The sequence below is a fragment of the Paenibacillus sp. 1_12 genome, assembly GCF_900114475.1.
Lineage (GTDB): Bacteria > Bacillota > Bacilli > Paenibacillales > NBRC-103111 > Paenibacillus_S.
In genome coordinates, this window is record NZ_FOTE01000002.1 from 328,869 (window position 1) to 341,506 (window position 12,638).

The window sequence follows — 12,638 nt, forward strand, 5'->3', positions numbered from 1 at the left end:
AGCAAATCCCTATGCATGAATATTCCTTCGCCCATTCAATCTGCTAAAGAATGCCTTCCATTTCAACACATGTCAGCACAAATGCACCTACGCCGTGCAGATCATTTTCACAAACAGGTCTTGTGATGTAATTCGTATAGTCTCCTGCTGAAGTACCGATGCAGATGTCCGGCATTACAAAACGTCCCTGCTCATCGAATTTCATTCGGTTAACTAAGCCCTGATAGCCATGCTTCGCTGCTTTTGCCAAGCTGCCATCTGGATCTGCGTAGCCATGCTTGATCGCTTTGACAATCGCATATACGAACAAGGCTGATCCTGATGTTTCCAACCAGTTCTTAGGATCGTCACCTTTATCTACAATCTGATACCACAATCCGCTTGCTTCATCCTGATAACGGGCAAGTGACTTAGCAAAGTTACCTAATGATAACGTTAGTTGCTCACGCGCCTCATGATCGGCTGGCAAAGCATCAAGGAAATCAGCCAATGCCAATCCATACCAGCCAAGAGATCTGCCCCAGAATTCCGGTGAGCAGCCCGTTTCCGGATTCGCCCAAGGCATGATTCTTTTTTCATCCCACGCATGGTATAGCAATCCAGTAGCATCATCGGTCATATAAGCGCGCATCAGTTTTTCCTGGTGCAAGGTTTGCTCAATTAACCCGGCTTCGCCATACTCAACCTCGTATTTGATCGCAAACACGCCACCCATATACAAGCCATCCAACCACATTTGGTAAGGATACTTGTCTTTATGCCAGAATCCTCCCTCAGCGGTACGATTCAAGGTACGGAACAGCTGGCGCAGCTTTTCCATAGCAATTCGATAACGCGGCTCCTTGAATTGTTTTTCCAGCGTGAACAGTAGAAGTCCCGGTTGAATAGCATCCAGCTCATCGCGGCTAAAGTAAAAGTTGCCCTGCTCGTCGATCAAATGATCGACATAAGCTTTTGGATACAACAGATACTTTTCGTCCTTCGTCTGCTCCCATAAAGCAAGCATGCCCTGCAAAAATACGCCTTGATGATAATGCCAGCGATTGGCTGGAGGAAGCTCGCCTGGCACAAAGCTGGATACAAGCGAATCGCAAGCCGCTTTGGCCCATTCGATTGGCGTTGCTCCGTTACGGTTAAATGTAGATTCGGTAGTGTTCATAAGATAGCTCCCTTCATAGTAAGAGAAATGAGTACGATCAGCCCTTAATCGAACCGAGTAATGCACCTTTGGCAAAGTGCTTTTGTAGGAACGGATACACGATCAGTACAGGAATTGTAGCTACCACGATAACAGCCATTTTGATTGTTTGCTCCGGTGGTGCCGCATAACCGTCATCGAAACTCGAAGAATCCGCACTAAGCCCACTAGCCAAAATAACGATTTGCCGTAAAATAATTTGGACTGGCCATTTTGCATTATCATTCAAATAGAGGATCGCCGATAAATAAGTGTTCCAATAGGTCACCGCGTAAAATAACGAAATGGTTGCGATGGCAGGCATGGAAAGCGGAAGCACAATCCGGAACAAAATGCCCCAATCGCTGCAGCCGTCCATTTTGGCTGACTCTTCCAGTCCATCTGGTATGTTTTGGAAAAAGTTACGCATAATAATCAAGTTAAACGCATTAATAGCGGTAGGAATAATGAGGGCAAAGTAAGAGTCGATTAAGCCCATGTTTTTTACGGTAATAAATGTTGGAATCAGACCACCATGAAACAACATAGTAAACACGACCATAAACATAATCACTTTCCGTCCATCCAAATCACGTCGAGTCAAGCCATATGCCATCAGTGCAGTTAAAAACATACTAATCACGGTTCCAACTGATGTGACTCCGATAGAAACACCCAACGAACGAATAATCGTATTCGTGGAGAAAATGTATTTATAAGCATTTAAAGAAAAGACGGTCGGAAAAATAACAAATTGTCTGGCCGCCATTTCCTCGGCAGTCGTGAACGATCCCGCTACCACGTGCAGGAACGGCAGGATCATCACCAGAGCTATAATCGCCAAAAGTCCATAGTTTATTACATCAAATAAGCGACTGCCCATCGATTTATCTTGCTGCATAAGGCTCTGTCTCCTTTCCATGTTGACTTAATAAATGCCATCCTCGCCGGCTTTTTTAGCTAATTTGTTAGCGCTCATAACGAGAATCAAGCCGATAATCGATTTAAAGAATCCGACTGCGGTACTGAAGCTGTATTGTCCTTGCTTCAAGCCTGCAGTATAGACATACGTATCAAAAATTTCTGCCACTTCACGGTTCGCCGAGTTCAATAGCAAGTATACTTGCTCAAATCCTAGCTCCAGCACATCACCGATTTTCAGAATGAGCAGGACAATGATGACACTGCGTACCGAAGGAATCGTAATATGCCATATTTGACGCAAACGACCTGCACCATCCATTTTGGCTGCTTCGTACAAACCGGGGTCAATGGCTGCCATTGCCGCCAAATAAATAATCGTTCCCCAGCCCGCTTCGCGCCAGATTACCTGCAAAATGTAGGTAGGACGGAACCACGTAGCATTGAGCAAAAAGTTAATTTTACTATATCCTGCTGCTGCCAGCATTTCGTTAATGATCCCCCGATCCATCGAGAGCATAACGAATGTAATCGACACGATAATTACCCATGACATGAAATGTGGAATATATACCAAAGTTTGCACAGTCCGTTTAAAGCTGCTGTGTCGCACTTCATTGAGCATTAATGCAAGTAATATCGGCACAGGGAAAAAGAACACTAAATTCATCCCGAATAATATTACCGTATTGGCGAGAATCCTAAAGAATGCGGGTTCCTCGAACAATCTCTGGAAGTTATCGAATCCAACCCATTTACTCCCCATAATACCAAGATAAGGCTTATAATCCTGAAATGCAATAACAAGTCCCCACATTGGGACATATTTGAAAATGATAAAAAACAGGAACCCAGGTAAAATCATCAGGTAGATCGCTCTATTTTTGATAACTCGCTGCAAAAGGCTCGAGCTTGATTTCGGTTTAATTTGAACTTGTTTGGAGACAATTGTGTCGTTCATCGTAGGTTCCTCCTTTCCGTAAGTAGAACAAGCAAGGGAGCCACCCTCAGACCGGAAGGCTCCCAGCTTCATTGAGAATTATTAATTAAATTATTTCTTGGATTTTTGATATGCAGCGGTGTATTCTTCCATAATTTTGTCTCCGCCTTCTTTTTTCCATCTGTCTACTTCTTTTTGGAAGCCGGCTTCATCAATCTTGCCAATAATAAAGTTGTAAGTTGCATCTTTGATAATATCTTGCAGACGAACACCCTTCTCGGTGTAAGTTTTGGAATCCAGCGGTGCGGTTGGATCGTTAATAAGAATTTTGTTGTTGTCGACAATCAGATCTTCCGCTTTTGCTTTTGCATCATAAGTAAAGTAACCAGTCAGCATGCCATTCGTGCTTTGTCCACCAATCATAGTCGCTTGATAAGGCTTCACGTCGCGGTCAGTCAACTTGCTGTCTTCAGAAACTTGTGCTTTGCCATCTTTCAAAGTGTAGTGCTTGCCTTCAACACCATAGTAAATCAGGTTAGTCAATTCAGGACTCATCATTTTGTCATAGAACGTCAGGATACCTTTTAACTCAGCTTCTGTTTTTACACTTGATTTAGGGAAAAATACAGCTGAGCCGTAGCCTGGAATGGACCAAATACCTGTTTTGCCATCCGGACCTGCCAGACGGTTTGCTACATCAAGCTTAGAATCTTTATTCGCCATTTTTTGGTTTAGAGAAATGACATCGGCCATCGAACCGATATAAACGCCGGCTTTACCTGTTTGGAACAGATTTTGTTGATCCGTTTTACTAGTTACCGGGAAATCCTGATTGATCAAGCCTTCTTTATGAAGCTTCAAGAAGTATTTTAGCGTGTCCATGTAGGCAGGATACATAAATTCCGGTACGAGCTTGCCGTCCTTCTCGCCCCAATTGTTTGGAGTACCGAAGTAGGAGGAAACCGTTTTGAAAGCTCCGTAAATCAGATCATTACGGTCTGCTAGGCCGATCGTATCTTTTTTGCCGTTTTTGTCAGGATCATTTTCTGTAAATGCTTTTAGCATTTTGTACAGATCGTCCGTTGTTTTAGGAGCTGATAGTCCTAAATTATCTGCCCAGTCTTTACGATAAATAATACCTTGACGTGACAATGGTGTTTCTTGATACAATGCATAAATTTTTCCGTCAACTGAAGTATTATTCAAAATAGTTGGAAGCAATTTTTTCAAATTCGGGTAGTCCTTAAGCAGTGGACCTACTTCCCAGAACTGATTGTTACGGATTGCATCCTTCAACAGGATCAGCGAGGCTGGGTTTTTCAAGTACAATACTTGTGGAAGCGTGCCAGTTGCCATAGAAGCGTTCATCTTCTCATCGTAGCTGCCGTCCGGTACCCATTGAATCTCAAGCTTTGTATTTGTTTTTTCTTCCACCAGCTTTTGGATAATGTCTGAAGGAACCTCTGGAATTTTGAGTGAAGCCATGATTGTAATTTTAGTAGGTCCTGCAGGTGTTGTTGCAGCAGCGTTCTTACTGTCTGTAGCTGCTGGACTCGATGTGTTGGATGCACATCCGGCTGCTACGGTAAGTGATAATGCAGCTGCCATAACCATTGAAAAACGTTTATTCATCATTTGTTCGATCCCCCATTAAATTTGTATGTGTTGTCGTCGGTAACACACCATGCTGTTTGTGACACTCTCAGACTATAATCATTGATCCGTTACGTCTATAATCATTGGCTTTGCATGCTTGTAACATGCCGGTATGACGCGATAAAACCTATCCTAAGCACGCTGAATCTGATATAATGATTACTTCCTGCAAAATGATTATTGGAGAACACATTCTCATAAAGGAGTCGCACATCAATGAACAAGCAAAGCCTTCTGACGAAGCTGATCCTTTTTGGCTGTGTCCTCTGCATTGTACCTGTGCTCTTGCTCGGTTTTCTTTCCTATAAGGAGTCCTCAAGCACAATTCAGCATCAGGTAAATCAAAGTAATACGCTTATTATGAAGCAAATGAAAGGGAATATCGAACAAGTTTTGAAAACACTTGATTACACCCTTAATCATATGGCAGATTCGACATTGATGCAGGACTCATTATTCCGTCAAATGGATTATACCGACTTTCAGCTTTATAACAGCCTTCGTCGTGAATTTGGACATATTCAATCCTTCGATATGAAGGTAACGGATGTTCTCCTGCTCAATGCGGCCGAGAATTGGTTAATCAACAATAATGGCTTGTACGAGCTTAACAGATTTAAAGAATCCAAACACCTGCTAAGCTTCATGGATCTGCCGAACAATTCGAGCTGGATTTTACATGAGAACAGCAATCTCGGATCACCCGACACGCAAAGCAATAAATGCAGCCAAACCGTGATTTTGATCAAAAAGCTGCCCCTGCTGCTGTCCGACAAAAGAGGCATTCTTTTTGCGCCAATTCCGGTCTGCAGCCTTGCCAGCATGATGGAGTCAGACTCAACTGCACGGCACTTTATGATCATGGACCAAAACCATACCATTATGGTTCATCCCGACCAAACCTTAGTCGGTAAATCTATTTTGGAAACTGGATATATCAATGAAGATGAACTTGACCATTTCGCCAATAACGGCGATCAATTTGAGACCAACACAGAAAGCGGTTCCTATTCGGTTACCTATGTTAAATCGGATTTGAATAATTGGATCTATGTCTCCTTCACGGAAATGAGCCAGTTTACCAAGGAATCCCGAGCCATCGGCTGGTTTACTTTGTATGTTTGCCTGCTCATCCTTGCAGTCTGTGTCATCTTCGTCTGGTACGGCAGCCGGAACATGTATAATCCGATACGCAGTATCCTTAAAGCGATTTCAGAAGGTCTGCCGGAGCGGGATGTCGTCAAACGCAATGAACTTCAGGTCATTCAGGAGCATATCCAGCATCTTTTTGCCTCCAATTCGAACTTGAAGGTGGAAATCAACCGGCATTCTCTGCAGGTCCGCAGTTTTTTTCTCATTAATATGTACCAGGACAATGTAGTCAAAACCGAAATTGATGAGCGTCTCAGAGCTTATGGTTATGCGGAGCTGATTGATAGCTGGGATCAAATGATTGTTTTGACGCTTCAGATCGATTCTTTGGAGGAAACCCGTTATCAGCCTAATGATCTGGATCTCTTGATGTTTGCTGTCAATAATATAGTCGAGGAAATCGTGCCGACGGAAAACAGGTTGACTCCCGTTATTTTTGATCAAACGCAGGTAACCCTGATCGGCTTCAATAGCTCGCAAACGGTTTCTTTTAAGGACTATGTGTACCAATTAACCGAATCCATTCAACAAAATATTCGCACCTATCTCGGTTTATCGATCAGTATTGGTTTAAGTCTGCCTTTTGATAGTGCAAGCAAGAGCGCCCGTGCTTACCGTGAAGGTTTGGAGGCGCTGATGCAGCGTCTCAAGCTGGGACAAGGTATCGTTGTTCCCTATGAAAATCTCAATTCGGGTAAGCATACCTTAATTTATACGTATCCTAAGCAGCTGGAAAATGAGCTGATCGAATCCATCAAGCTAGCAGACGAGGAAAAATCATATTCTCTGCTGAAGCAATGGCTGGTTCAAGTGTTGGGCAAGGATCAGACGCCACAATTGTACCAAATTTCGCTGATCCGGCTGTTAAACGATTTGATGATCGTCTCCCAGGAAGCCGGCATTGCTTTGGTACAGGTTCATCATGAAGGACGATCGATGCATGAGGAGCTTCTGCAGCTGTATATTAGCGGAGAAATCGAATCATGGTTCCGCACCCGTATTTTGCAGCCGATGCTTCAAGTGTTCGGTGATCGTGGCGACTCTCAATATCATAATTTATCCGAGCAAATTATCAACATGATTCACAATGAATATGATACCGAACTGACGCTTGACGAATGCGCGCTGCGGCTGCATTATAATGCATTTTATTTAAGCAGCGTTTTCAAAAAGGAAACCGACATGACATTCAGTGACTATTTGTTAATGTATCGGTTTCAAATGGCACGTAAATGGTTGACCGAAACCGATATGCCGATTAAGGATATCGCACAAAGGCTGCAGTACAAAAATCCGCAAAATTTCATTCGTTCCTTCCGCAAGCAGGAAGAAATGACACCCGGACAGTACCGCAGCAAGTATGGAAATAATGAAAGCTAGTACAGATTTCGTATTGGAGCTGCAATCCTATCAAATCTCGAAGCTTCCCTCTGCTCTTTTGAACTCATACAAGAGTCAGCCATTCGGATCAAGCTTTACAGATTTACCCTAAAATTCATGTGCTTAGTATAATAGAAGAAGCACGTAGACATACAAAAAAGTCCCTTCATCAGACAGGGACTTTTTGTATATGATCGTTTAAAGCTCAAAAACCTGCATATGGTGTGGGGTCAGGTCAATACGCCATTTTATACGTTAGCCTTCTGCTCATCCATAGTCGTTACAGCGTCCACCGCTGCTTCGTCTTCGTCGGAATTTGCAGCCCGTGCCTCATGAACAATGGTAAGCTGGCCCTCGCTAACACCTATAGCGATACGTGCGCCGTCCAAAATACTGCCAGCCACAATCTCACGAGCCAATTTGGTTTCCAAAAACCGCTGAATATGTCGTTTCAGTGGCCGAGCGCCATACATCGGATCATAACCTTCTACCGCAATATGAAAACGGGCTTCGTCCGTCAACCGCAGCTCAATTCGCCGTTCACTAAGACGCTGTTCCAAGCCACGAACAAGCTTGCTGACGATTTGCTCCACATCATGAAGCGATAGCGGTTTGAACAGCACTACATCATCAATCCGGTTCAGAAACTCGGGGCGAAAATGCTGCCTCAATTCACGGAATACAGCTTCCTCGGCTTGAGGCGCAATATTTCCGTTATCATCCGCGCCATCAAGTAAATAAGCAGATCCGAGATTGGAGGTCATAATCACAATCGTATTTTTGAAATCGACGACCCTGCCCTGCGAATCCGTCAATCGGCCATCATCGAGCAGCTGCAGCAGCGAGTTGAATACTTCAGGATGCGCCTTCTCGATCTCATCAAACAGCAGCACTGAATAAGGCTGTCTGCGTACCGCTTCCGTGAGCTGTCCGCCTTCCTCGTAGCCAATGTAACCGGGAGGAGCTCCAATCAATCGTGATACCGAATGCTTTTCCATGTACTCGGACATATCAATCCGAATGATTCGATCTTCATTATCAAACAAAGCCTCTGCCAATGCCTTCGCCAACTCGGTTTTACCGACGCCCGTAGGTCCAAGAAACAGGAACGAACCGATGGGACGATTCGGATCTTTCAATCCGGCCCGCGCGCGCAGCACGGCATCGGAAACCAGATTAACAGCCTCATCCTGACCGACAACCCGTTTATGCAGAAGCTCCTCCAGACGCAGCAGCTTCTCCCTCTCGCCTTCAACGAGACGGCTAACCGGTATGCCAGTCCAAAGCGCTACGATTCCGGCGATCTCCTCCTCCGTCACTTCCTCCCGTAGCAAACGATGATCCGTGTTTGCTTTGGCTTCCTCTTCAGCCTGCTTCACACGTTTTTCCAGCTCAGGAATCCGTCCGTAGCTCAGCTCCGCGGATTTTTCAAGATCATAGCGGTCTTCCGCGTCCTGAAGCTGCATACGCAGCTGCTCCAATTCCTTACGAAGTCGTTGGATTCCTTGAATGGTTTCTTTTTCATTTTCCCATTTAGCTTTTAGCGTGTTATGACGATCTTTTAAATCCGCAAGCTCCTTCTGGAGCACCTTTAATCTGTCCTGACTCGCAGCATCGGTTTCCTTGCGCAGGGCGGCTTCCTCGATCTCGAGCTGCATCATCCGCCGCGTCACCTCATCGAGCTCCGTCGGCATCGAATCGATCTCCGTACGTATCATCGCGCAAGCTTCATCAATCAGATCAATTGCTTTATCCGGCAGAAAGCGGTCAGAAATATAGCGATTCGAGAGAACACCTGCGGCTACGAGCGCATTATCATGAATTTTAACACCGTGATACAGCTCGAAGCGGTCCTTCAAGCCACGCAATATCGAAATCGTATCCTCTACATCCGGTTCACTGACTAGCACCTGTTGAAAACGTCGCTCAAGCGCCGGATCCTTCTCGATATATTGGCGATATTCATCAAGTGTAGTTGCACCGATGCAGTGAAGCTCACCACGCGCCAGCATCGGCTTGAGCATATTGCCTGCATCCATAGCACCTTCGGTTTTTCCTGCTCCAACGATGGTATGCAGTTCATCGATAAAGAGTAAAATGCGTCCTTGGCTTTCTCTTACCTCATGGAGTACAGCCTTTAGCCGTTCCTCGAATTCACCACGATATTTGGCCCCAGCTACTAACGCACTCATATCCAGTGAAAAAATCGTTTTGTCGAGCAGACCATCCGGGACGTCACGTTTGACAATACGCTGGGCAAGTCCTTCAACGATCGCTGTTTTACCAACACCGGGTTCACCGATCAATACCGGATTATTTTTGGTCTTGCGTGAGAGAATACGAATGACACGACGTATTTCTCCATCTCTGCCGATTACAGGGTCAACCTTACCGGTACGCACCTCGGCAACGAGATCACGACCGTATTTACTCAATGCTTCATAGGTCGCTTCCGGCTCCTGACTCGTTACACGCTGGTGACCACGCACCTCAGCCAGCGCCTTAAGCAGTGTCTCTCGTGTCACACCAAAGGAACGAAACAGACCGCCTGTTTCTTGCTTGTCTTCAAGAAGTGCTAGCAATAAATGCTCGATCGACAAATAATCGTCATTCAGTGACTTAGCTTCTTTTTCTGCGTCCTGTATAATCCGGTCGAAAGCCGGAGATAAATAATTTCGTATTGTATCCGTGCCGGTTCCACTAACCTTTGGCTTACGCCCGAGCTGCTCCTCCAAACGGGAGCGGAAGGCTTCAATGGGTACATTCAGCTTTTGCAGCAGCCGCGGCGCGAGTCCCTCCTGCTGATCGAGCAGCGCCCACAGTAGATGCGTCAAGCCAATTTCCTGATGCTTACGTGAAATAGCCGTCTGTTGTGCTGCGATAATTGCTTCCTGAGCTTTTTGTGTAAAACGATTAAAATCCATCTTGGTTTCCCCCAATCATAAAATAAATGGATCACGAATTATTCGACCTTTCAAATCCGATAGCTGAACAAGACGTTCATTAGCCGATAAATTTAGGCTCGAAGGATTGCTCTTGCGCAAGCTCGCGATACAGCTGCTGTACCTTTTCTGAGCTTGCCTTAGGTACGGTTACCTGAACTGAGACATACAAATCGCCGAAACCATCCGGCTTGCGCAATCCTTTTCCGGTAACTCTCAGCTTTTGCCCTGTGCTGATGCCAGCCGGGACCTTAACGTTAAGCATGCCGCCATCAGGAAGCTTGACCTTAGCTTCTGTACCAAGCGCCACATGCCAGGGAGCGACCTCCAGGCGAGCAGTAAGATTGAAGCCATCAACAGTGAAGATTGGATCTGGCTTTAATTGGAGCGTGACATACAAATCACCTTTGGTTCCATTGCTATAGGTTCCGCCCATGCCCTTAAGACGAATTCGTTGTCCATCCACTATTGAAGCAGGCAGTGTTACACCAATTTCCTTGCCTTGCACATGTACCCTGACCTTGCCACCCTTCATTATTTCTTCTAGTGTCAGAAGCAGCGAAGCCTCTTCATCCATTTGCTCAGCACCAAACCTATCATCAGTCGAAAAGTACCCGCTACCTCCAGGACCTCCACGACTTGCAGCTCCGCCGAAAAATTGGTTGAACAGATCACCATAATCGCTCTCTCCAGTCTGGTAGCGCGTACTACCAGAGGTTCCTCCCCAGCTCTGTCCGTTGAAGTTAAAGCCTCCCGCTTGTCCGAAGTCCTCATAGCCTGCTTGCTGGGCGCGTCCCCTATCCCGCCAACTCTCGCCATGTTGGTCATATTGGGCTCTTGTCTCTTCATTGCTCAGTACCTCATAGGCTTCTTGTATTTCTTTGAACTTCTTTTCCGCTTCAGGGCTTTTATTTACATCAGGATGGTAGGTTTTGGCCATTTTTTTATGGGCTTTTTTGATTTGTTCTTTTGTCGCTTTACGATCAACACCGAGTATTTTATAAAAATCCTTGGTTGGGCTCATCGCCTTCACTCCCCATATTAAATTGGTCAACAAAGGTCAAACTATAATTATGATAAAGGGCACGATTGAACGGTTACAGTAACCATTAATGTGCCCACAATCGCTATATTTACAAATTTCCCTGCATTTATTTACCCATAAATTCAAATTTTCACTCATCGTTCATCTAATTATCTGGTATATCATTATTATAAGCTTCCTTCGTCAAACAATCAAAAGCGATTATCCGCTCTATAGCTCAAAATACATTGGTTTTCCGGCAAAAATTATGCCAAATCATGGACTTTCAGCGTCTTTGACCTTCTTTGACCTTGAAGATCGCCAGTCACTCTTCTTCACCACATGACTAGAAGTCTGGTGAAGAAAGAGCGGAGACGCCAAATGATCCTGGAGAAGCGTTAGCGTTCGCCTTTTAAAATAGGGAAACAACAGCGATCGTAAGGATATTTGGCCGCGCAGCGGAGACTTATTCACCAGACTTCTAGCTTTCACTATAATAAGCACGAAGCTCAATATCCTGATTGAAATTTCCAAATCCTTCACCGAACAGGGTCAAGCCTCCTACATGATTAGAATCTTCCTCTACGGCAAATCGCAGAGTCCAAAACTTTTTGTGCAGGCTTAATGAATCGACTGTCACCTTAGATATTTGTCTTCCATCGATATAAGTCCCTTTGTGGTCAATTCGGATTACCTTGAGTAATCCATACTGATTAACATTAGTCTGCCACCATGAGGGTGTAAAACGACCACGGGTATGTCCATAGTCTCCAGGACTCGTCCATTCTCCCAAGCAGATTCCATTTAAGTAAAAACGGATATCGGAAGGCCAATGCTCATTGATACCGGGTGCCTCTGAGGAAATCTCCATTGAAATCTCTATCTCCTCCAACAGTTGGGTTTGCAGTGAGTAATTAGGAACGGTATACTCCACAAACCCTTTACTAAACCACAAAATCCGTGCATGCATCCTCTCCGGGTCCAGAAAATAACGCGGATCATCATATTGCCCGATATTTTGCTTTTGTGTAGCCAATCCACATGTGGGATACACATCAAAGGCTGTATAATGGCCTATCGGTATTTTGGCTTCATGATAATTTTTTTCTGCTGAGGCCTCTCCTGGAAGTATGATCTCAATTGCTCGAACAGCCAGAGAGCATATTTTATGCGTACCTCCCTGCTTACGAACCATCCGTGTGATAATCAGCTCACCTTTTTCGAGCTTTTTAACATGCATCGTGACGATTGCACTGCTTAGATTTAAGCAAGCGGCAAGCTCCTTCACGTTCATTGGTTGTTCCCCAAGCAGCTCCAGAATACGCAATCGTACTCCACTCGCCAACGCTTCATAGAGCGGAAGCCATTTGGTATCTGTATTTATCTTCAACATGGGTGTCCTCCTCAATAAACCATCACTATAATTAATATATATATTATTTCAAT

At 44.9% G+C, this 12,638-nt stretch carries 8 protein-coding genes; 1 reads left to right on the forward strand and 7 read right to left on the reverse strand.

Annotation, left to right across the window (positions count from 1 at the left end; translation table 11 throughout):
• Positions 1–43: 43 nt before the first annotated feature.
• The 4 genes from BM210_RS05605 to BM210_RS05620 form a co-directional block, all read right to left on the reverse strand.
• Complete coding sequence (locus tag BM210_RS05605) at positions 44–1,159, reverse strand: glycoside hydrolase family 88/105 protein (RefSeq protein WP_091165424.1); 1,116 nt, start codon at positions 1,157–1,159, stop codon at positions 44–46.
• A 37-nt stretch (positions 1,160–1,196) separates the two neighbouring features.
• On the reverse strand, positions 1,197–2,078 hold the full coding sequence (locus BM210_RS05610) for a carbohydrate ABC transporter permease (RefSeq protein WP_091165426.1): 882 nt from the start codon (positions 2,076–2,078) through the stop codon (positions 1,197–1,199).
• Positions 2,079–2,105: 27 nt separating this feature from the next.
• Positions 2,106–3,059 carry an ABC transporter permease gene (locus tag BM210_RS05615; RefSeq protein ID WP_091165429.1) on the reverse strand — a complete coding sequence of 318 codons (954 nt, stop codon included), beginning with the start codon at positions 3,057–3,059 and terminating at the stop codon, positions 2,106–2,108.
• A gap of 90 nt (positions 3,060–3,149) precedes the next feature.
• Positions 3,150–4,673, reverse strand: a complete 1,524-nt coding sequence (locus BM210_RS05620) for an extracellular solute-binding protein (protein ID WP_371263428.1) — start codon at positions 4,671–4,673, stop codon at positions 3,150–3,152.
• 237 nt (positions 4,674–4,910) lie between these two features.
• Here BM210_RS05620 and BM210_RS05625 point away from each other — a divergent pair, with 237 nt between their 5' ends.
• The gene (locus tag BM210_RS05625) at positions 4,911–7,226 is read left to right on the forward strand and encodes an AraC family transcriptional regulator (RefSeq protein WP_091165432.1); all 2,316 of its coding nucleotides are present in this window, start codon (positions 4,911–4,913) and stop codon (positions 7,224–7,226) included.
• Positions 7,227–7,474: 248 nt separating this feature from the next.
• On the opposite strand, the gene clpB is transcribed toward BM210_RS05625, so the two are convergent.
• From clpB to BM210_RS05640, 3 genes are all read right to left on the reverse strand, one after another.
• Positions 7,475–10,150, reverse strand: coding sequence for an ATP-dependent chaperone ClpB (gene clpB / locus BM210_RS05630; RefSeq protein ID WP_091165435.1), 2,676 nt, complete (start codon positions 10,148–10,150; stop codon positions 7,475–7,477).
• Between the two features lie 79 nt (positions 10,151–10,229).
• Complete coding sequence (locus BM210_RS05635; RefSeq protein WP_091165436.1) at positions 10,230–11,192, reverse strand: DnaJ C-terminal domain-containing protein; 963 nt, start codon at positions 11,190–11,192, stop codon at positions 10,230–10,232.
• A 481-nt stretch (positions 11,193–11,673) separates the two neighbouring features.
• Positions 11,674–12,585: an ArsR/SmtB family transcription factor gene (locus BM210_RS05640; protein ID WP_091165439.1), complete on the reverse strand. Its 912-nt coding sequence runs from the start codon at positions 12,583–12,585 to the stop codon at positions 11,674–11,676.
• Between the last annotated feature and the right edge of the window lie 53 nt (positions 12,586–12,638).

Excerpts from the sequence above, each read along its gene's own strand:
- BM210_RS05610 (WP_091165426.1), bottom strand. The coding sequence starts at position 2,078 with ATGCAGCAAGATAAATCGATGGGCAGTCGCTTATTTGATGTAATAAAC.
- BM210_RS05605 (WP_091165424.1), bottom strand. The coding sequence starts at position 1,159 with ATGAACACTACCGAATCTACATTTAACCGTAACGGAGCAACGCCAATC.
- BM210_RS05625 (WP_091165432.1), top strand. The coding sequence starts at position 4,911 with ATGAACAAGCAAAGCCTTCTGACGAAGCTGATCCTTTTTGGCTGTGTC.
- clpB (WP_091165435.1), bottom strand. The coding sequence starts at position 10,150 with ATGGATTTTAATCGTTTTACACAAAAAGCTCAGGAAGCAATTATCGCA.
- BM210_RS05615 (WP_091165429.1), bottom strand. The coding sequence starts at position 3,059 with ATGAACGACACAATTGTCTCCAAACAAGTTCAAATTAAACCGAAATCA.
- BM210_RS05635 (WP_091165436.1), bottom strand. The coding sequence starts at position 11,192 with ATGAGCCCAACCAAGGATTTTTATAAAATACTCGGTGTTGATCGTAAA.
- BM210_RS05620 (WP_371263428.1), bottom strand. The coding sequence starts at position 4,673 with ATGATGAATAAACGTTTTTCAATGGTTATGGCAGCTGCATTATCACTT.
- BM210_RS05640 (WP_091165439.1), bottom strand. The coding sequence starts at position 12,585 with ATGTTGAAGATAAATACAGATACCAAATGGCTTCCGCTCTATGAAGCG.